This window comes from Stutzerimonas stutzeri (assembly GCF_024448895.1).
GTDB classification, from domain to species: domain Bacteria; phylum Pseudomonadota; class Gammaproteobacteria; order Pseudomonadales; family Pseudomonadaceae; genus Stutzerimonas; species Stutzerimonas stutzeri_Q.
On record NZ_JAMOIC010000001.1, the window covers coordinates 348,021 to 369,673 of the forward strand.

The following is a 21,653-nucleotide window of genomic DNA, read 5'->3' on the forward strand; positions in this document are numbered from 1 at the left end:
ATGCGCGGCAGTGGCTACTGAAAAAAGGACCCACTGCTTCAGCGCCTGGTCGCGCATGCCCGGAGGAAACGAATTGATGAATTGGGAAGTGATGTTGAACGAGGGACTTTGGATCAACATCGCCATAATCACCGGCGTCACCATCGCCAGCTATCTCGTGTTGCAGACCGTCGTGCGCATCGTCACAAACCGCTTGCGCAAATTGGCTAAGGGATCCAGAAGCGGCTTCGTCGGCATCGCGGCTGAAATGCTCAGCCGTACCAGTCACATACTCTTGATTGCGCTGTCGTTGCTGGTCGCCCTGAAGGTCGTGCAGCTGCCGGAACGCTGGGAATCAGCCATGTCCCACGGCTGGTTCATCGCGCTGGCGTTCCAGATCGCGCTCTGGCTCGATACAGGCGTCCGGCTGTGGATGGAAAGCCTGACCCATGACGGCAAGACCCGTAATCCGGTAACTACCACCATCATCGGCATCATGGTGCGCATCGTGGTCTGGACCATGATGCTGCTGTCGGTCCTTGCCAACCTCGGCGTCGATATCACCGCCATGGTCGCCAGCCTTGGCGTCGGTGGTATCGCTATTGCCCTGGCGGTACAGACATTGCTCAGCGATGTGTTCGCCTCGCTGTCCATCGGCGTGGACAAGCCGTTCGAAATCGGCGACTTCGTCGTTTTCGGTGAGGTCGCGGGGAACATCGAGCACATCGGCCTGAAGACCACACGCATCCGGGCGCTTAGCGGCGAGCAAATCGTCTGCGCAAACGCCGACCTGCTCAAGCAGACCCTGCATAACTACAAACGCATGAACACGCGGCGCATCGTCTTCAAGTTCGGCATTACCTACAACACGCCATCAGACAAGGTTCGCGAGGTTGCGGCCTTGGTGAAACAGATCATCGACGGTGTGGAGAATGCCAAATTCGACCGCGCACACTTCCTCGCATTCGATGACAGCCAGCTGACCTTCGAGGTCGTCTATATCATGCAAGTGTCGGACTACAACAAGTACATGGACGCCCAGCAGGAGATCAATCTACAGCTGCTGGATGGCATCCGGGACATGGGATTGCAGTTCGCTTTCCCCACTCGCAGTGTCGAGTTCATAGGCGGCAGTTTCCCCGAGCTGACCGTTGCCGGTGTCCCTCAGGAAAAGCCCGCCGCAAATCAGGAGGCTGAAAGCGCCGCGCCCACTGCCTGAGCACTGACGTGGCGGCCTGGCAGCACCGTCACGTCATCACCCCGCAGGCCGCATCTGCTTGTGCGTATCGATCAATTGCGGCACGACACCAGGGTCTGCCAGGGTGGAGATGTCTCCAAGCGCATCGAACTCATCGGTCGCGATCTTTCGCAGGATGCGTCGCATGATCTTTCCCGAACGCGTCTTCGGCAGACCCGGCGCCCACTGAATCACGTCCGGTACAGCGATGGGGCCGATCTCCTTGCGCACCCACTGCTGGAGCTCCTGGCGCAATTGATCGGACGGCTCCTCGCCAGCAACCAGCGTGACGTACACATAGATGCCCTGCCCCTTGAGTGGATGCGGAACCCCAACCACCGCCGCCTCGGCCACCTTGCGGTGCGCGACCATGGCGCTCTCAATCTCCGCGGTGCCCATGCGGTGGCCGGAAACATTGAGCACATCGTCCACCCGGCCGGTAATCCAGTAATAACCGTCCTCGTCCCGACGCGCGCCGTCACCGGTGAAATACATGCCGCGAAAGGTCTTGAAGTAGGTGTCGACGAAGCGGTCGTGGTCGCGGTAGATACTGCGCATCTGGCCGGGCCAGGAGTCCAGGATCACCAGATTACCTTCGGTAGTACCTTCGAGCAGGTTGCCTAGGTTATCTACCAGACCCGGCACCACGCCGAAAAACGGCCGCGTTGCTGAGCCCGGTTTCAGTGCCGTCGCACCCGGTAATGGGCTGATCAGGATGCCGCCTGTCTCGGTCTGCCACCAGGTGTCGACGATTGGGCAATGCGACTTACCCACCGTTTCGTAATACCAGTGCCAGGCTTCGGGATTTATCGGCTCGCCGACCGTGCCAAGCAGCCGCAGGCTCGAGCCATCAGCGCCCTCCATTGCCGCCGCGCCTTCGGCCATCATCGCGCGGATCGCTGTCGGCGCGGTGTAGAGAATATTCACCTTGTGCTTGTCGACGATCCTGGCGATACGGGTGACATCTGGGTGATTGGGCACGCCTTCGTACATCAGCGTGGTGGCACCGTTAGCCAGCGGCCCATAAACAAGGTAGCTGTGCCCGGTGATCCAGCCGACGTCGGCGGTGCACCAATAAACCTCTCCGGCGCGATAGTCGAACACCCGTTCGTGGGTGAGCGCGGCGTATAGCAGATAGCCGCCGGATGTGTGCATCACGCCTTTGGGCTTGCCGGTAGAGCCGGACGTATAAAGAATGAACAGGGGCTCTTCGGCGCCCATTTCCTTTGGAGCACAAACATCGCCGGCGACGCGCATCAGATCGTCGAACCAGATATCACGATGCTGATTCCACTTGATGTCACCGCCCGTGCGCCGCACCACGATGATTTTCTGCACGCACCCCGTCTGTGGGTTCGTCAGCGCCTCGTCAACGTTAGCCTTCAGCGGGACCGTCTTGCCCCCGCGTAGACCTTCATCGGCCGTGATCACCACCTTGGAGCTGCCATCGATGATCCGACCAGCCAGCGCTTCGGGCGAAAAGCCCCCAAACACCACCGAATGAATTGCACCGATACGCGCACAGGCAAGCATCGCCACTGCCGCTTCGGGAATCATCGGCATGTAAATGGTCACCACATCGCCGCGGTGCAGGTCCTGGCCGCGCAGAGCATTGGCGAACTTGCTGACCTGATGATGCAATTCGCGATAGGTGATCAGGCGTTGCTCGGAGGGATCATCGCCTTCCCAGATGATCGCCACCTCGTCGCCGCGCTTTTCCAGATGGCGGTCCAGGCAATTGGCGGAAACGTTGAGCGTGCCATCGGCAAACCACTTGATATCGACATGGTGATCATCAAAGGAGGTTTGCTTGACCCGGGTAAACGGCTTGATCCAGTCGATGCGCGCGGCCTGCTCGCGCCAGAAGCCGTCAGGGTTGACGACCGACTGCTGATACATGGCTTTGTAAGCGGCCTCGTCGGTCAGCGACCGGGCCGCCAATTCCGGATTCACGGGATACAGGGACTCAGCGCTCATGGCAGTACCTCACTCGTTGGTCTCGTTATTTTTCCAATAACCCCTGTCCTACAGGCGAACCATACGAATCCAAACCAAGCGCCTGGCAGACTTCATTCTTCGAGCTACGCGGGGCCGCAGTGTTCCGGCGGATGGGCCATCCGGCACTTCAACAGCATAGACCGTACAGCGAATCTGTACTCGCGCCCGGCAGGGGGCAGAGCGATCGGGCGAACGCCAGCCGCGACGGACAGAACGAAAAGCGCCTGTGCCATTGCAGCGCAAGCGCAACGAACATTGAAAGGACAGTCAGCCGCAGCGCCGCGCCTGCGTCGTGAATGGATGAGCATTGCTTGGCGCCCTCCCCCTCGGTCATCCTGCGCACATCAATCGACTCGGCACAGGTGTTGCGATGAGCGAACAGAGTGGAAGCAGCTTGCCGCTTCATGGTCTCAAGGTCATCGAAATGGGGCAGCTGATCGCTGGTCCCTTCGCCAGCAAGATGCTAGGCGAGTTCGGTGCCGAGGTGATCAAGATCGAGCCCCCTGGAGTAGGCGACCCGCTGCGGAAATGGCGCAAGTTAAAGGACGGCACCTCGCTCTGGTGGCACGTGCAGTCGCGCAACAAACAGTCCGTCACGATTGATTTGAAAGCTGCCGAAGGCCAGCAGATCGTTCGTCAGCTAGTGGCCGAAGCCGATGTTCTGGTAGAAAACTTTCGCCCCGGCACGCTCGAAAGCTGGAGTTTGGGGTGGGACGAACTTTCACAACTCAATCCGCGCCTGATCATGCTGCGCTTCTCAGGCTATGGCCAGACAGGCCCCTACCGCGACCTGCCGGGGTTCGGTGTGATCGGCGAGGCCATGGGCGGGTTGCGACACCTGTCCGGTTATCCGGGCCAGCCACCGGTACGGGTTGGCGTGAGCATTGGTGACTCGCTGTCGTCGCTGTATGGAGTAATCGGGGTGCTGCTTGCTCTGCAGGAGCGCAATCGCAGCGGCAAAGGGCAGGAAATCGATGTCGCGTTGTACGAGTCGGTGTTCGCCATGATGGAAAGTCTGGTGCCTGAATACGATGCCTTCGGTTACGTCCGTGAGCCTGCCGGTAGCGCACTGCCCGGTATCACGCCCTCCAACTCATACCTGTGCAGTGATGGCGCCTACGTGCTGATCGCCGGCAACGGCGACAGCATCTACAAGCGCCTGATGACGCTGATGGCGCGCCAAGACCTCGCCGACGATCCACGTTTCGCCCATAACGATGGCCGCGCCCAGCATGCCGAATTGATCGACGCCGCCATTGGCGAGTGGACACGGAAACACAGTCGAGACGAGGTTATCGAAGCACTCAAAGCAGCGCGCGTCCCGGCCGGCTATCCCTACACCGCTGCCGACATCGTCAAGGACCCGCACTATCTGGCGCGAGAGATGATCGAGCAGGTACAGACCTTCGCCGGTCCACTGAAGGTGCCAGGTGTGCTGCCAAAGCTCAGCCGCACCCCCGGCCGCATCGGCACCGGCGGCCCGCAACTGGGCGAACACACCGACGATCTGCTGGCAGGACTTGGGCTAAGTGAAAAACAAGTTCAGGGGCTGCGCAAGCGGGGAATCATTTAACACGCCGCCCCCGTAGGGTGGATGACGCTTTTTTCATCCAACGTGACAGCCTTAAGATTGGCCTGGCCAACGCGCCAACCACCGGCCCTGTTCACGGTGGGTGGGTGGCGCGTCATCCACCCTACAGGCGTCCAGCAGACGTAGGGTGGGCTTCAGCCCACCGCCCTATGTCCGTCACTCCGCAACCTAAGTGGAAGACCCTCTCTTTAGGCCCTGTCGGCAATGACGTTGTAGCATAGGCCCACTCAAACTTGGGACCCCACAAATGGACAACCCTGACGTGCGCTGGCAGCAACGCCTAGCCAATTTCCGCAAGGCTCTGCGACAGCTTGATGAAGCTGTTGAGTTAATGGAGCAACGCGAACTATCGAAACTGGAAAAACAAGGCGTCATCCAAGGCTTCGAATATTGCTATGAGCTTGGCTGGAACACGCTGAAAGATTTTCTCGTCTGGCAGGGCATCGACGGCATCGTTGGTTCGCGCGACACCATTCGGGAAGCGTTCAGCAAGGGCTTGATCAGTGACGGCCATGCCTGGATGCAAATGCTCACGGACCGCAACCGTACCTCTCATACATACAACGAGGAAACGGCGGAGGCGATTCTGATAAATATCCGGTTACAGCACCATCTGCTGCTAAAGGCGCTGGAGCAAATGATGACCAGCCGGGAAGGCCAAACGCTATGAGGCTGGAGCACTCGGGCCTATCCGAAGAGGATGTTCAATCGATCCGAAGTACGCTTCGCCGTTTTCCCAAAATTAGCGAAGCAATCCTCTACGGTTCCCGCGCTAAAGGAATTTACCGCCCCGGTTCGGATATCGATCTGACCCTGAAGGGCAACGAACTCTCTCACCGAGACCTACTCGATATCGAGTTGGCACTGGATGACCTGCTCCTGCCATACAAAATTGATTTGTCATTGCATCACCAGCTCGACAACCCGCAGCTCATCGACCACATCAACCGAGTCGGGAAATCGTTGTACAAGGCAACGAACTAGCGCATTAACTTGGCCTTCTGTTCCAATAGTGGCTGCGGAATGCAGAAGCTGTTTGTTGGCGGCACGCCCTCGGGCGAGCTTTGGGACTCCACAGTCCATCGCCCCCATTCGAAGCGGGGCGGGCCTCCTACAGACGCAACTCAGACCCTAGCACTTTTTTGTAGGAGGCCCGCCCCGGGGCAAAGCTTTCAGATCTTAAAAAACCATCACCATGCCCAGCTCCCACCAGCCGAAACTGTCGCTACTCAGTCGGCCCAGCCCTGCGCTGCTGATAAATCAAATCGACGATTTCCCCTTCCGGCACATACCCACTCACCACTTCCCGCAGCAATACCCGAACCTGGGGATAATCATCCTGCTCGACGGCCTTGAGCAATTTAGCCAGCACACTCCGCAGCACGTCCCAAGTGAAATATTCCTCATCAGCCCGCATGATCATCGGGTGCTCGGTAGGGCTCACGTTGTCACCGATCAACAACTCTTCATAGAGCTTCTCACCCGGGCGCAACCCCGTGAACTCGATAGCGATATCGCCATGCGGAGACTTCTCCGAGCGCACGCTCAGGCCAGACAGGTGAATCAACTTTTCGGCCAGCTCGGCAATACGCACTGGCTGCCCCATATCCAGCACGAACACATCACCGCCCTGTCCCATGGAGCCAGCCTGAATCACCAGCTGGGCCGCCTCAGGAATGGTCATGAAATAGCGCGTGATTTTCGGGTGGGTCACCGTCACCGGCCCACCGCTGCGGATCTGCTGATAGAACCGAGGGATCACCGACCCCGACGAGCCCAGCACATTGCCGAAGCGAACCATGGTGAAGCGCGTCTTGTTGACCTGATGCACCGCGCCGTCTGCAGCGAACAGCACGGGTGCCGTCTCACGACTCAACGCCTGCAGGATCATCTCAGCAACGCGCTTGGTACTGCCCATCACATTGGTGGGCCGAACCGCCTTGTCCGTGGAGATCAGCACGAAGTTCGCAACACCGGCCTGTACGGCAGCCTGTGCCGTGTTCATGGTGCCCAGCACATTGTTCAGCACGCCTTCGGCGACGTTGTGCTCAACCATCGGTACATGTTTATAGGCAGCCGCGTGATAGATCGTCTCCACCTTCCAGGTCCGCATCACATCCAGCAGGCGATCAGAATTGCGAATGGAACCCAGGATTGGCACCAACTTAGCGGACAGTGAGGCCCGCTCGATTGCACGCTCAAGTTCGATATGAATGCTGTAGAGGTTGAACTCGCTGTGCTCGAACAATAGCAACCCCTTAGGCTTGTTCGAGAGTATCTGCCGGCACAGCTCCGAGCCGATTGAGCCGCCCGCGCCGGTCACCATCACCACCTTGCCACGGATGCACTTTTCAAACAGCGCCTGCTGCGGCGGTACGGCGTCACGCCCGAGCAAATCCGCGATGTCAACTTCCTGAATGTCCTCGACCTTAACCCGCCCACTGGCCAGGTCCATAAAGCCTGGCACGCTACGTACGTGCAGCGGGTATTGTTCCAGCGTCTCCAATACCTCACGGCGCCGTGCCCGCGAGGCCGACGGAATGGCGAGCAAAATCTCATCGGCCCCCGTCTCGTCAATCATTTGCTGGATATGCTTGGGCGAGTACACTCGCAGCCCGGCGATAATCCGGTTGTATAAATTATGATCATCATCAATGAATGCGACCGGTCGCACACCCCGCCCAAGGCGCAACGCGGCGACAAGCTGGTTCCCAGCAGCACCGGCCCCATAGATAGCCACCTTAGGTAGGCCGGCATCACGACCCTTGAACTTGGTAGCAGAGTCCGGCGAAAACCAATCACCCATAAAGTAATGGCGCATCACCAGACGCAAGCCGCCAATCAATACTAGGCTCAGCCACCAATAGTTGAAGACCATCGACCGTGGTATGACTTTGGGCGCTTCGGTGTGCCAGTAAATAGCCAGGGACAGCAGCAACGCCGACAACGTTACGGCTTTGGCGATTGCCATTAACGCGTCATTGCCAAAATAGCGCATCACGGCACGGTACATGCCAAAGCGGACAAAGAACGGAATGGCAATCAGCGGTGCAACTCCGAATAGCCAGGCATGGCCGCCAAACGGATCGACAAAGTTAGCCTCACCAAGGCGAACGAAAAACGCCAGCCAAAGCGCGGCCCAGACCAGCACGACGTCTGTCGATACCTGAACCAATCGCTTATTGCGCCTGGGCAAACGCACCAAGCGAGCACGAAGTTTTTCAGCCAATCTCAACACAAAGTTACCCTTCCCGGAGTCGGATGCCTGCGTCGGCTACGCGGTCCATTTAATCATTCACACCCAACGCTAGACCACACAAGTTAGAAAACAGCTGAGATCAGCGCTTCACGACCCGGTCACCTGCACCCTTACCCGCCACCGTCATAAATATGTACTTGAAGTAGTCGGCCAGCGTCAGGCTGTCGATCATCTTCTGATCAGTTTCGGCCAGCAGAGCTGGCGTGGACATATCGATCGCGCTCACCTGCGCTAGGCCCGTAATTCCGGGGCGTACGTCGAACACGCCACGCTTGGCACGCTCCTCAGTCAGTTCCTCCTGATTGAACAGCCCTGGTCGCGGCCCTACCAGGCTCATATCACCCTTCAGCACATTCCATAACTGAGGCAGCTCATCCAGCTTGGTCTTGCGCAGGAAATGGCCGAAGCGAGTGATGGACGCGCTATTGGCCAGATGTGTTGCAACCGATACTGTATCCACCCGCATCGTGCGGAATTTGACCAGCGTAAACGGCTTCTGATGGCGGCCCACACGCACTTGGCGAAAAATCGGCGAGCCCGTATCGAACGAGCCAATGATTGTCAGCACAAACAACACCGGCAACCCAACCACCAAGCCCACCAGCGAGAATACAAAGTCAAAAAGTCGAATCACGGCTCACCCGGTAATAGATCAATTGGAACGCTCGAAACAACGCCTGAGCCCTTCTTGCACCGTATAGGGCGGCTTCCAGTCCAGCAGTTCGCAGGTTTTGCTGATATCCACCTGCAACGAACCCAGCAGGCGTTGGGCCATCGCTTTTTTACCCAGCAACGTCGCGCCAAACTGAAGCATGCCAGCCGGTACTGGGATCAGCCGTGCGGGCTTGCCCATCGCCTCGCCCACGTCACGCAACAACTCAGTGGTGGAAAGATCCTGACCATCGCCGGCAAGGAATACCTGATTGGCTGCGGCGGGATGATCGATACAGCGGATAATCAGATCGACCAGGTTATCAACACCGACCAGAGAACGTTTGTTGTGGATGGCACCAAGAGGAAGAGGAATACCTTTTTCGACCAGCTTGATCATGCTGGCAAAATTACCCTTTACACTTGGCCCGTAAACAAGCGGAGGGCGGATAACCACAACTTCCATGCCGGTTTCCGCAGCCAAATGCAGTAACCCCTGCTCGGCCTCTAGTTTTGACACGCCATAAGCGTCCTCGGGAGCTGCTTCGTCATTTGCGGAGAAAGCCCTCGACTTTACGGTTGCCTCACCATTTACCTTGATTGAGCTGATAAAAATAAAACGTTTCACTCCTGCAGCCGCAGCCTGGCGAGCCAGATTCAACGTGCCTTCAACATTGACGCGACGATACTCAGCCAATGGGTCAGCCACTTCGTCCTTCATGACATGGGCACGGGCGGCGGCGTGGATAACGACTTGCTGTTGTGCCACCGCTGCTGACCAGTCTGTATCGACGGAGAGCCTTCCCACAACATAGGTTGTTGGTGAAAACGCAGGCCCCGGCGAGCGAACCAATAGCGTTAGAGAGATACCTACTCGCTCTCTCAGCTCTCTTTCGATTACACACCCAATAAATCCAGACGCACCAGTCAGAAAGATGTTCATGGGAACTCAGCCTTTGCGCCAAACAGTGCGGTTGATGTAGTCCGTGTAGCTCAATACAACACGTACGACCTGCAGGGAAACCGGGCCGCCTTCGTAATCAGGCACTAACGGAATCGTCCGTTCGCCGGCCCTATGCTGACTAGTGATGACCTTGACCGCAGCCAGTACCGGGTCTTTCTTCAGGCCACTCATGATCAGCGTACCCTCGTCCATTCCCTCGGGCCGTTCGTGGGCGTTGCGCAACGTTACCGCCGCCAAGTTGAGCAGCGAGGCTTCCTCGGTGATGGTGCCGCTGTCGGAGAGAACACAGAAAGCCGACATCTGCAGCTTGATGTAATCAAGTAGGCCGAAGGGCTTAACGAAGCGTAACAACGGGTGCTCCAGCGATTCACCCAGGGCTTCCAGGCGCTTGCGGGTACGCGGATGGGTCGAGATGATCACTGGATAGTGGTACTCATCCGCCAGCGCACGCAGGGTTGCCAGCAGATCACGCAGATTTTCTGGAGTATCAACATTTTCTTCGCGATGGGCGCTGACAACAAAAAACTTGCCGGTCTCCAGGCCTTCACGGCTCAGCACCTCGGACTGCTCGATCTTCGGCATGTAGTACTCAAGCACTTCATGCATGTGCGAGCCGGTTTTGATGATGGTTTCCGGCCGGATGCCCTCAGCGATCAAGTAGCGGCGGGCATGCTCGGTTAGCACCATATTGATGTCAGACAAATGATCGAGCACCTTGCGGTTCAGCTCTTCCGGCACGCGCTGATCGAAGCAGCGGTTACCCGCTTCCATGTGGAACACCGGGATCTTGCGGCGCTTGGCGGCGATCACAGCTAGGCAGGTGTTGGTATCGCCGTAGAGCAACAGCGCATCGGGTTTTTCCAGCTCAAATACTGCATCAGCCTTGGCGATCACTTCAGCGATAGTCTGCGCGGCAGTCTCACCGGCAGCCCCGAGAAAATGATCTGGCTTACGGATCTCCAGCTCATCGAAAAAAACCTGATTCAGCTCGAAGTCGTAGTTTTGACCTGAATGCACTAGAACGTGGTTCACCTGACGGTCGAGTTCGGCAATCACCCGGCTCATCTTGATCAGTTCTGGGCGGGTGCCGAGCAGGGTCATGACCTTAAGCATCAAGTTGCTCCTTGATATAGTCGAGCTTGAGCAGCAACTGTTTGATGCCTTCTATATCCAGACGCTCTGTATTGTGCGAGGTGTAGTCGTCGAATTCGGCAATCTTTTCTTCGCCCTCGACAAAGTACTTCTTGTAGTTCAAGTCGCGGTTGTCCGCAGGGATGCGGTAGTAGCGGCCCATGTCTTCGGCCTTGGCCATTTCCTCGCGGGAAATCAAGGATTCATAAAGCTTTTCACCGTGACGGGTACCAATTACCTTTACCGCATTGGCTCGAGCGAACAGTTCCTTGAGTGCTTGGGCCAGATCTCCCACGGTAGAAGCCGGAGCCTTTTGTACAAAAATGTCACCTTGCTCGGCATTTTCGAAAGCATGGAGGACTAGATCGACCGAATCCTCCAAAGACATCAGGAATCGCGTCATGTTTGGATCAGTTACAGTGATCGGCTCCTCTCCCTTAAGTTGATCGATAAACAAAGGAATTACGGATCCACGCGAAGCCATTACGTTGCCATAACGAGTAGCGCAAATAACTGGTCCATCTTTTGGAATAAGACGTGACTTAGCGACCATCAACTTTTCCGACATCGCCTTGGAAATCCCCATAGCATTAATCGGATAAACAGCCTTGTCGGTAGATAGCACAACAACACGCTTCACTCCGGAACTTATAGCAGCGTTAAGTACGTTTTCAGTTCCAATGACATTAGTCTTAACTGCCTCCATTGGATAAAACTCGCAGGACGGAACCTGCTTCAGAGCAGCAGCATGGAAGATATAATCAACGCCCACCATGGAATTCACTAAGCTATCGTAATCACGAACATCGCCAATGAAAAACTTGACTTTATCGTTAGCCAGTGAAATACGCATATCTTCTTGCTTCTTTTCATCGCGGCTAAATACCCGAATTTCCTTGACATTGGTATCAAGGAAGCGCTTCAGTACAGTATTGCCGAACGATCCGGTTCCCCCCGTGATCATCAAAACTTTGTCATCGAACATATTCAAATACCATGCATAAAAAATTAGATTACTCAGCGCTTGTCGCGCATTTTTTCAACAAGTTCACGCCATGTCGGCGGTGTGTAGCCAGTGGCGCTCCGAAAAAGAGTAGAATCCAGCGAACGGTCGATCTGAACACTATCATCCGGCACAATCTCGATATCCTTTCCGTAAATTTCAGCCACTAGCTTGAGCAAGCTGTACTTATCAATAGGATCAACCGAGACATGATAAAGGCCACGAAGCTGGCGAGTGGGTAACACGTAGTCACAGATCACACGTGCCAACTCAACAGTGGGTAGCCCAGAAAAAATCGCTTTGCGATATCCCCTGACTGAGCCTTCTTGAGATAAAAACCAGTTGACCAGCGAGTGATTACTGCTGAGTTCATGGCCAATTATCGAGGTCCGGAGAGTGATTGTGTTGGCCTGATCGTGCAGCTCGCCGATGTACTTCGACTTTCCGTAGAGATCCTCCGCATCGGACGCATCCGATTCGACATAAAGCCCCTTACTTCCAGAGAAGACGCAATCGGTGCTTATTTGGATCAGCCGCGCCCCGGCCAAAGCACATAATCTCGCCAAACGATGCGGAAGCAGAGCGTTGATTGGAAGTGCGACCAGCGGATCGTTGACATCGGCAAGTTGCTTGATCAGACCTACACAATTGATCACTACATCAGGACGTATGCGTGACAACACCGCAGTGAGTGCGTCTTGGTCAAGCACATCAACACCCGACAGCATGCGTTCCTGCTGCTTCTCGCTGAAATGGGAGAGACCAGCGGAACTGCGCAGCGTACCCCAAACATCCAGCTCAGGTGACGCGCTCAAAACCTTGTATACGTCATGCCCAAGCATGCCGGTAACCCCTAGGACCAATACCCGCATCGTCTTATACCCCGGTTATATCTCGGCTCTCGACGCTAGAATTTCCACCAAGCGCTCAGCCTGATGGTCCATGTCGAAATGATCATTAAAATAGCGCTGACCGGCGCTTCCCATCTTTTGACGTTCGGCAGGGGACAGCGACATGAGTTCGAGAATAGTCGCTACCAGCAAATTGGCATTTTCAGGCATGCATGTTTTTCCTGCACCGGCCTCCTCAATGACACGTGCACCTTCGCCGCGTAACGATGCGATGATAGGTTTACCGGCGGCAAAATATGCCTGCACTTTGCTAGGAATAGTGTAGGAAAAGATTTCCTCGTCCCTTAGAGAAACCAAAAGTGCAGAGGAAAATTCAAAAATTTGCGGCATGGTTTCCATAGGGAAGCGACCCGCAATAATCAGGTTATCAAGCCCAAGAGACGTCTTGCGCTCTTTTACCCACTCAAGCCGGCTACCACTTCCAACCAGAACAAACTTTAATGTCGGGTGCTGAAGTGAAAGCTCCGCTGCCTCAACAATCGTCTCAATCGATTGGGCAATTCCGATATTCCCGGCGAAAACAACACAGAAGTTTTCTCTTAGGACTTCAATAAGCTGCGCTGGGATTTTAGCAACCACAGTCTTTGCGGACGGTAAAGCAACAGAGTTTGGATAGTAGACGAGTTTGCTAGGACTGGCATAAGAGGCAACGGGATCAAAAAAAGCGCGTGACTGCAGCAACAACGTGTCACACAACGCGTAGATGCCGCGCACCGCCCAACCAACCATACGGAGCGCCCATGGCTTACGCACAAATCCTGTCGCAGCGAGACTTTCAGGCCATAGGTCCTGTATCCAAGCAGCAAGATGTGCGCGCTTGAGCCACTTGAGAGGAATAGCGGGTATCACCTGGGTAATTGGCGACATCGCAAAAACCACGATGCTATCGAACTTCCGACCACGAAGAAGCCAAGGGAACAGGAGAAGGCCTGTAAAAACGAAAGACAGGTAATTCAATGTTAGATTTTTTGCGCCCCCGCGGCCACGCGGCCACAGAGGAACCCGTATTACATCGACGCCCTCAAAACGCTCAACCTGAACCCCCCACGCCTTATATCCATCAAACACTTTACCTCCAGGATAATTAGGCTTAGCAGTTGCCACGGTCACATGATGTCCTTGCTCGGTGAGCTTCCGAACCAGATCATTGATTATGAAGGTTTCAGGCCAAAAATATTGAGACAGAACTAATATGCGCATTTAAGCTCACCACAACCCGCAACATAATGCAGCGCACAAAAAAACCGCTTTAGAGAACAAGCAGACACCACACAAAGAAATTTTAACGCAGAACCATAAAAATACAATTAGATGCGACCTTTAGCGCGTTTAAAGCTTTCCACCGCGAAATTAAATAAATCATAATTATCAGAAACATCCTTCTCATCATTTATTATTGAAATAGCATTTAGCGAAACCTTTTTTCGCCATTCCACTCGAGAACATTTATGCATCACAGCAATCGTTTCGATCTTTTCCGCGAATACATCCAAGTCAAGCGGCAAATCCCAACCTAAGTCATTCTGCGCCAGATCCTGCCAGGGCGTTTGATCGCTCAACAATACGGGTGTACCAGCCGATAATGATTCAGCTATCACATGACCATAGTTTTCGCCACGTGTTGGAAACAAAAACAAATCATGACCAGCAAAAACATCAGCCACCTGATCAGGCGTGACGGAGCCGCAATAATTAACGCTTATATTCGCAGGCAGCTTTTCAATCAAATTCAAGCAGGACTTCCAATAACCCTCATCTTCAATTGGGCCGTAAATATTAAAAACCAAAGACGCCTTCACCTTTGCAAGAACCTGCAAGGCGAAATCAAGATTTTTCATTGGAGAGATACGGGATAAAAAAATCAACCGGCAAGTATCAGTAGCGCTTATATTTTTTCCTGGAATGCCTATTGAAGATCTAGGGGGCAAATCTTTTGCGAGACATATGGAAGATAGCCTTACACCAAGCGCTCTAACAATATCCTGCTCTTCAAGCTCGCTGGAAGCCTGCCAAACAACCCCACGATGCAACCCAAGCAATTTAGAAATCTTTATGAACAATTTCTTTCTTAATGGCTTGAGTGCCAAAGCCCCTGTGGAAAACTCGCCACGCGGTGCCAACACTACTGGACATTGGCGAATCAAACCCAGCCTTCTGGCCAGCAAGGGTTTAATCGAGAATGCACTGTCAAAAAAACTATTCAGATAAAGAACTTCAAATTCGGAAGCATTTATCAGCGAAGCCATTTTCTGAAGCGAAAGATTCTCAGGGCTCAGATAAATTACAGACGCTTTTTCAAGAGCTTCCCAAGAGTTTATCTTTAAGCTTGAAAATGGTCTTTCATCTCCTAAGTCCCGATCTCGGGTGACAACTGAAAATCGACAACCACCAAGCTGCTCTATCATATTTTGAACAGTCTTAATTGGCCCCCCAGCCTTATAGGAGGGGAGGTAGTAAGAAGTCAGGGCTAGCACCGAAATCTTACTGTTCACTGACATGGTTAGCCTCGTCTTTCTTATTCTTTAAAAAAAATAGATAAACAAAAAATAACATTATAAATGGAAATACCAGTCCATTAAATATAAAAACCTTTATGAAAGTGATAAAACCCTCCCTAAAAAAATGAAACATCAATAGTGGTAGCAAAGAAAAATACACCGCTCTGAAAAACGGAGACCAATAAGATTTAACCTTAAGAAACCCATAAAAATAACCAATGAAAAAAATATAGACCGGATACAGTATACCGAAATTAGAGTAAAGATTAGCAATTAAGGCACTCGCCCCAAAAGGCGATTCTTTATTTCCATCATAAGTGAACTCAGTTATGAGGGCCATTTTCTCTGGATAAATAAAGCTTGGTATAAAATTTATAAATGCGGCAGCGATATCTACAGGAAAATTCAGTACATACCTCCCACCCAAATTAGCCAAATAAAGCGCACCGCTCGTTGCGGTAAATAACGGCTCAACTAAGAAAATTGAAACTAAGATAGCACTATCATCGAAGCTGTATCCTGAGCGCCAAACCCCTACTCCCAGGACCAATAAAAACACCCCACTCAAAAAGACATAGAAATAAACACTCCTAAACAAATAAGTATTGTTCGACAAAGAGCCTAATACCATAGCAATAACACTTAGAATAAAAAACATTCTAGAGCCGAAACCCAACAAACCAAGAGATGCAAAGAAAAATAAACAAAAGAATAAAAATTTGATTTCTTTACGGCCAAAGAAATTATAACAAATGGTGCTGGTGAAAACTAAAGTAGCTAGAGGCCCAAGCACTTCTATATTATAGCTTTCATAGCCAGTAAACATGCGCCCCCCCGCAGCCCTTACTTTCAAGAGAACTAAAACATAAAACAAGAATAGCATCAAAAAAACGATACTTGGAGCAAGTCTAAAATTAGACACTCTATCGACAAAAATACCTTTCCCCTGTACAACGATCTTGGCTAGCCCGTATCCTATTATGAAAAAGATAAGAACCAATGAAACATCAAGCCAGTAGAAAACATCGAAGTAGTCAAGTCCAATATAAGGTTCAGCAGCCTTCACTAGTGGTAAGTCGCTAAAAAGCAATAACGAAAAATATGGCGTTACCAAATAATATATTAATCCAAACAATAAGAAAGGAACTGCACTTGGGATCCAAAGCTTCTGTTTTTCAGTTATTACTAAGCCATTTTTCATCTAGTGCAAGTCTGCATCAAGTAGGACAATGACTCGTTCCTCGCAACAACAAGCCGGAGCAATGCAGGACTCATATCGACATCAACCAATATATCTGCTAACTCCTGATGGTTTTTGACTAACCTATCTTCCAAGCCAAGAAGCTGAAGCAAGCTTTCAATACGATTTGAATGCTTGCCTGACGAAACTGATACAAAAGATTTTTTAAAATTTAGAGCAAAGCAGGTCCCATGAAACGAATCAGTTACTACAAAACTTGCATTAGCGAACAACTCTATAAATTCTTTTGGCCCTGCGTCTCGAATTTGCTCGTCCACGCGAGCACCTGCCGTCAAACTTTGTTCAAGCGATATAACCCTTAAGCCAAGTTTTTCAGCAAAAAAATCTACAGCTTCCCGTATCAAAGGTATTTTAGGCACAGTGTAGAGTAAAATATAATCAGCCTTGCCTATATTATTAGAAGCATCTACAGCATCCAGCCACTCTTCGCTATTCAATAATAAAGTTGGGTCCAGCACATGGTGAACTGGCCTTGTTAACAAATTTTCCAAATAGGTTTGAGTGTCTTTTTCCCTTACAGCTAGCTGCTCAAAACCCGCCAGCAACTGCTTGACCTGGCCTGCTTCAGCTTCAGAGTATCTGTGTCCACCGATACTTGATGCGAAAGAAATTTTCTTAGCTTCTGATGGAGCAAAATCTAAAAAATAGGCCGAGTCAATTACCCCCCTTCCGTTCACACACATGGGGTTCCAAATTTGATCGCTCCCAGCGACGTAAACATCATATTTGGGGGTCTTTCCGTTCAGCAGATCAGCATGAGTCATGCTTTGAGTAAGGTGAAATTTAGCCGCGATAAATTGCTTAAATTTCTTTATGGCACGATATCGAGGAAAAAGCCTGAAAATATCTTTTCCTGTTCCTAAGAGACCATGAAAACTTGGCTTGACACGTACCAGATCAAAGCTACGTGAGATATGACGATTTTCATAGTTTACAATCTCAACCTCGCCGTATCTCTTTAATACTTCTTGCATGGCAAACGCTTGCAAAACTGCGCCATAATTATTTGCATTTTGGATAGTTAGGAGTGCTATTTTCACGAGTTACTGCGCTCTTGCTTCAAGCTTGGTATATATTTCACCCAATGGGCGCCTAGAAGAAATACAGACGTTATTCTCAACATTAGGGTAGCCAAAAGCTAACATCATAATTACCGTATGATTCGGTCTAATATTAAAGGCAGACCGAAACCTCAAATCATTACCTGGCGACTGACTCCAGTTTAAACAGCAAGACGCAATGCCAAGCGAATGAAAAGCATAAATCAAAGACATTGAAAAAAGGCCACCATCTATCCAATGTTGATAATGTTCCTGTCCTGGCATGAAAGATTTTAGATCCGTAGTAACTATCATAAGATTTGGTACTTGCTCACCAAATCCTCGGTTACCCAATTGATGCGCTAATGCTTTACGAATGACTAGTTGATTATCTGTATGGTAAACATGCCAAGCCTGTCTGTTGCATACTGACGGTGTCTTCATTGCTAATGATAATGCACGCTCCACAAGCGGAGCCCCTACTGGAGCCTGTCGATATTCACGCAAAGAATATCTTGAAAAAAAGAATGCTTCGGGATCTTCTAACATACCTTTGGAGAAATCATTTTCCTCATAGTTTTTTGCACCATGATCGTCATCTGATTCCCAATTAATATTTTGAATTTTTTCTTTTATTATACGAGCATTATCGTTACTTGAATTATCAGGATGATTAACGAAGCGCTTTAGAACTGACAATCCCGCCTTGTCGTGGTATCCGTAATTATTTGCCCTATCGGCAATCATAACCAACTCTAGAACGGTCTGCGCGGTGGACCAACCTGAGTCTTTGTTTCGCACCGTAAAACTGAGGCTTTTCTCTAAGGAATGGTAGACCTTAACCATGTGGTACTCTCTTACCTCTTTGTCATGCATATCCGCTTTCCATGCGGAATAGAAAGCGAACCTTTTAAGATCATAAAAAAAACCACTTGCCGCATTAACCACTCTTCCGTACTTTCTAATTCTGTTCCACATAATCAATACCTTTTCTTCAGGCTTGCCTACAAGCCCCAAATACATAGGCTCTCGCGCCTACGTAGTACAATACCAAAAGCAATAGATTACTAGTAACCGTTGTTACAGCAGCACCCAGCGCACCATGAAATGGGATGACTATTACATTCAAGACAATATTTACAATCGCTACCGCGCCCATCATTTTTACTTTAATCTTCATATATTCTTGTGTTGACAAGGTTGCGCCGATGCTATTCGCAACAAATATTATTGGCGCGGACACGGCTAAAATCATTAGTAACTCCACTGCCTTCTTATATTCCTCGCCAAATAAAAAAGGAATCGCAAGTGGCGATATTAGCCAAACCGAAAACATTGCGAGCCCTCCAAAAAACAACATCACAACATTACCCTGCCGATAAACTTTATAAAAAAGAACTCTGTCATGATTCGCCCAACGGTGAATTTTTGGCAATAAGAATTTTTGGTAGAGTATGCCCGGAAGTAGAAGTACCGCGACCATTACAGTGAAGGCTACATTGTAATAGCCAGCGGCTTCGTCGCCGGTAATATATTTCACTAGGATAATGTCGCTTTGAAAATAAATAAGTTGAAATATGCTCGCCAAACCAAATGGCCAAGCGTGTTTCAGAATTTCTTTTATCTCTGGTTGTTCCACACATTCTTCTTGCGCTTGCTGCGGTCCATGGCCTCTGAGTGAAAGTTTGCCTTTAGACATATTGATTAAAGGTTTATAGCTTGTTGCAATAACCAATAAAGATACTAACGCGAACAAATAGGACGCTGACTCTACATTGAATCGATCGCCGAAAAGCTTGATTGCGATTGCCAAGAATAGCAGTCGCGCCAAGTGCGGCATAAATTGCCAGACTGCCAAGGTTCCATAATTCTCCTCTAACTGCAGCCTGCCGGAGATCAATTCAACTGACACTTGTCCTGATATGAAAACGGACATAATAATCAAAGCAGTCCGCATTGCTTGATCATGCGGCCCCAAAACCCCCCACGTCATCACAATCGCTATTATAAAAGCCATGCTAAGCAACACAAACTTTAGCGATGGCTTGATAAAGCGCATGGCGCCCCAACCTCTCTTGCCAAACTCTTTTAACCAATATTGTGCAATACCAAAACCTACAAGCGGCACCAACAAGCCCATTAAAGACAGAACAGATGCGAAAACCCCAAATCCTTGCGGGCCAAGCGTTCTCGCCAAAATTACTTGTGTTAAGAAAGCACAGCCAGCCCCAGCTAATGAGCCCACCCATAAAAATGAAACATACTTTAACGCTTGAATTTTGCTCATTATTCAGCTATTTCTTTGAAAGAAGTTAAACCATTACATTAATCTTACTTTTCGGCCTTGATAGTTTGCTCCTTTCTCCGCGTCTGCTTTGACGTGGTATTGAGAGTAGAACTGTTTTGATAAATTCACGTCTCGATTGGTATCAAACGCATTTATGGCAGAGCCCTGGATCATAAAACCAGCCCTGAGAAGAGGTTTATGAGCCATGAGTGCCGCCCTGCGCGCTCATCTCTTCTTTTCCATCCGTTATGATCTGCACGTCTGGCAGATTCTGCAGCCGATAAAACGCATGCAACCGCGCGCCTAACACCCGCTTCGTCTCATTCTCCCCATGCACCACCCTTATCTCTGTCGGCCATTCCCGCATACCGGTCACAAACTCCACCAATCCTTTCTGGTCCGCATGGGCGGAATAGCCTCCAATGCTGGCAATGCCGGCCCGAATATCGATGCGCTCTCCATCCAGGTCCACATAACCGCCTTTCGGTCCGTAGGTCTGAATGGAGTGCCCCGGGGTGCCTTGGGCTTGGTAGCCAACGAACAGAACGTTGTGCCTCTTATCCCCAAGCATAGCCTTAAGGTAATTGACAATGCGACCGCCGCTGCACATGCCGCCACCGGCAATAACGATGGCTGGGCGTGCAGTCTGGGCCAGATGTTTGACGATGCGCTGATGATCACCGTGGCTATCTATTGTAATGAGCTGCTTAAAGGCCAACGGGCGGCGCCCGAATTCGACACGCTCACGGGCCTCCTGGTTCCAGAAGGGTTTGAGGCTCCGATAGGCTTCGGTGAAACGGCTGGCGAGAGGCGAGTCTAGGATAATTGGGAGTTCGGGCCAGTTGGGTTCTGTGCTTGGCTTGGTGGTGTTATCGAGAGTAGCAGTCTGTCCCGCCATTGCTCCCCTCACCCCAGCCCTCTCCCCGGAGGGGAGAGGGGGTTGGTCGGAGTTAGCCGTGGGCTTTGCCGATTCGCTTCTCACTCTAGCCCTCTCCTCCAAGGGAAGAGCGGACTGGGGTGCGGCGGCTTTTTGCTTGTTCTGAATGATCTCTTCGAGTTCGTAGAGCAGTTCCTGGGTGCGGCCGATGCTGAATGCGGGGATCAGTACGGTGCCGTTGTCCTGCAACGCATGCTCAATGACGGCTTCGAGGCGCTGACGACGATGCTCGCGATTTTCGTGGAGGCGGTCGCCGTAGGTGCTTTCCAAGACCAGGATATCGGCGCGCTCGGGCGGCTGCGGTGGCATCAGAAATGGCGCATGGGGCGCACCCAGGTCGCCGGAGAAGACCACGCGTTTATTCTGGTTCTGCTGCGGGTAGGTCAGGTCCAGCTCGACATAGGCAGAGCCTAGGATGTGCCCGGCGCGCTGCAAGCGGACCCGCGCGACCAGCTCATCACTGTCGAACAGCGTGAACCAATGCTGGTACGGCAGCGGCACCAGGCGCTTCTCGATGCGCTCGATGTAGCGCTCGATCTGGGCCTGATCACGGCTGACACTGAGCTTGAAAGCATCTTCGAGGACAATGGGCAGCAGTTTTGCCGAAGGCTCGCTGCACAGAATGGGCCCATCAAAGCCAGCCGCGAGCAGATATGGAATCCGCCCTACATGGTCAATGTGCACGTGGGTGACGATGAGCGCCCTGACTGTATCCAGCGGGAACTCGATGGCCAGCCGATCGGTTTCTGCCGCACCGGGAAGCGAGGCATCGTTGCCCTGGAACAAGCCGCAATCGATCAACACGCTGGTTGCGGCATTCATATGCAGTTGGTGGCATGAGCCGGTAACACCGTCCCCGGCGCCATGGTAGTCAATCAGCGGATAGCGCATGGTTATTCCCTTAAC

At 51.8% G+C, this 21,653-nt stretch carries 18 protein-coding genes; 4 read left to right on the forward strand and 14 right to left on the reverse strand.

Annotated elements, in window-relative coordinates:
- Window positions 1–76 precede the first annotated feature (76 nt).
- A complete protein-coding gene (locus NA619_RS01555) occupies window positions 77–1,198 on the forward strand; it encodes a mechanosensitive ion channel family protein (RefSeq protein ID WP_255959267.1) in 1,122 nt (373 codons plus the stop codon).
- Window positions 1,199–1,234: 36 nt separating this feature from the next.
- On the opposite strand, the gene acs is transcribed toward NA619_RS01555, so the two are convergent.
- Window positions 1,235–3,193, reverse strand: coding sequence for an acetate--CoA ligase (gene acs, locus NA619_RS01560; protein WP_255959268.1), 1,959 nt, complete (start codon window positions 3,191–3,193; stop codon window positions 1,235–1,237).
- 391 nt (window positions 3,194–3,584) lie between these two features.
- Here acs and NA619_RS01565 point away from each other — a divergent pair, with 391 nt between their 5' ends.
- The 3 genes from NA619_RS01565 to NA619_RS01575 all read left to right on the forward strand — a co-directional run bounded on the left by NA619_RS01565 (window position 3,585) and on the right by NA619_RS01575 (window position 5,789).
- Window positions 3,585–4,787, forward strand: coding sequence for a CaiB/BaiF CoA transferase family protein (locus tag NA619_RS01565; RefSeq protein WP_255959269.1), 1,203 nt, complete (start codon window positions 3,585–3,587; stop codon window positions 4,785–4,787).
- Window positions 4,788–5,067: 280 nt separating this feature from the next.
- Entirely contained in the window at window positions 5,068–5,475 is a 408-nt protein-coding gene (locus NA619_RS01570; RefSeq protein WP_255959270.1) for a nucleotidyltransferase substrate binding protein, read from the forward strand.
- Complete coding sequence (locus tag NA619_RS01575) at window positions 5,472–5,789, forward strand: nucleotidyltransferase domain-containing protein (protein ID WP_255959272.1); 318 nt, start codon at window positions 5,472–5,474, stop codon at window positions 5,787–5,789. Before NA619_RS01570 ends, NA619_RS01575 begins: the two co-directional genes overlap by 4 nt.
- A 241-nt stretch (window positions 5,790–6,030) precedes the next feature.
- On the opposite strand, the gene NA619_RS01580 is transcribed toward NA619_RS01575, so the two are convergent.
- The 13 genes from NA619_RS01580 to NA619_RS01640 form a co-directional block, all read right to left on the reverse strand.
- Window positions 6,031–8,034, reverse strand: a complete 2,004-nt coding sequence (locus NA619_RS01580) for a polysaccharide biosynthesis protein (protein ID WP_255959274.1) — start codon at window positions 8,032–8,034, stop codon at window positions 6,031–6,033.
- 109 nt (window positions 8,035–8,143) lie between these two features.
- Window positions 8,144–8,698 (reverse strand): sugar transferase, encoded by a 555-nt coding sequence (locus NA619_RS01585; RefSeq protein WP_255959276.1) that lies wholly within the window; start codon window positions 8,696–8,698, stop codon window positions 8,144–8,146.
- A gap of 18 nt (window positions 8,699–8,716) precedes the next feature.
- A complete protein-coding gene (locus NA619_RS01590; protein ID WP_255959278.1) occupies window positions 8,717–9,658 on the reverse strand; it encodes a UDP-glucose 4-epimerase family protein in 942 nt (313 codons plus the stop codon).
- 6 nt (window positions 9,659–9,664) lie between these two features.
- Window positions 9,665–10,792: a non-hydrolyzing UDP-N-acetylglucosamine 2-epimerase gene (wecB, locus tag NA619_RS01595; protein WP_255959280.1), complete on the reverse strand. Its 1,128-nt coding sequence runs from the start codon at window positions 10,790–10,792 to the stop codon at window positions 9,665–9,667.
- The gene (locus tag NA619_RS01600; RefSeq protein WP_255959282.1) at window positions 10,785–11,795 is read right to left on the reverse strand and encodes a polysaccharide biosynthesis protein; all 1,011 of its coding nucleotides are present in this window, start codon (window positions 11,793–11,795) and stop codon (window positions 10,785–10,787) included. The genes wecB and NA619_RS01600 overlap by 8 nt, the downstream gene beginning before the upstream one ends.
- 32 nt (window positions 11,796–11,827) lie before the next feature.
- Window positions 11,828–12,685: a dTDP-4-dehydrorhamnose reductase family protein gene (locus tag NA619_RS01605; protein ID WP_255959284.1), complete on the reverse strand. Its 858-nt coding sequence runs from the start codon at window positions 12,683–12,685 to the stop codon at window positions 11,828–11,830.
- Between the two features lie 15 nt (window positions 12,686–12,700).
- On the reverse strand, window positions 12,701–13,924 hold the full coding sequence (locus NA619_RS01610) for a glycosyltransferase family 4 protein (RefSeq protein ID WP_255959286.1): 1,224 nt from the start codon (window positions 13,922–13,924) through the stop codon (window positions 12,701–12,703).
- Between the two features lie 107 nt (window positions 13,925–14,031).
- The gene (locus tag NA619_RS01615; protein WP_255959288.1) at window positions 14,032–15,222 is read right to left on the reverse strand and encodes a glycosyltransferase family 4 protein; all 1,191 of its coding nucleotides are present in this window, start codon (window positions 15,220–15,222) and stop codon (window positions 14,032–14,034) included.
- Window positions 15,206–16,423: a hypothetical protein gene (locus NA619_RS01620; protein ID WP_255959291.1), complete on the reverse strand. Its 1,218-nt coding sequence runs from the start codon at window positions 16,421–16,423 to the stop codon at window positions 15,206–15,208. Before NA619_RS01620 ends, NA619_RS01615 begins: the two co-directional genes overlap by 17 nt.
- On the reverse strand, window positions 16,420–17,523 hold the full coding sequence (locus tag NA619_RS01625) for a polysaccharide pyruvyl transferase family protein (protein WP_255959292.1): 1,104 nt from the start codon (window positions 17,521–17,523) through the stop codon (window positions 16,420–16,422). The genes NA619_RS01620 and NA619_RS01625 overlap by 4 nt, the downstream gene beginning before the upstream one ends.
- A gap of 3 nt (window positions 17,524–17,526) precedes the next feature.
- Window positions 17,527–18,546: a nitroreductase family protein gene (locus NA619_RS01630; protein ID WP_255959293.1), complete on the reverse strand. Its 1,020-nt coding sequence runs from the start codon at window positions 18,544–18,546 to the stop codon at window positions 17,527–17,529.
- Window positions 18,518–19,810 (reverse strand): flippase, encoded by a 1,293-nt coding sequence (locus tag NA619_RS01635; RefSeq protein ID WP_255959295.1) that lies wholly within the window; start codon window positions 19,808–19,810, stop codon window positions 18,518–18,520. The genes NA619_RS01630 and NA619_RS01635 overlap by 29 nt, the downstream gene beginning before the upstream one ends.
- Before the next feature lie 196 nt (window positions 19,811–20,006).
- The gene (locus NA619_RS01640; RefSeq protein ID WP_255959297.1) at window positions 20,007–21,638 is read right to left on the reverse strand and encodes an MBL fold metallo-hydrolase; all 1,632 of its coding nucleotides are present in this window, start codon (window positions 21,636–21,638) and stop codon (window positions 20,007–20,009) included.
- Window positions 21,639–21,653 lie beyond the last annotated feature (15 nt).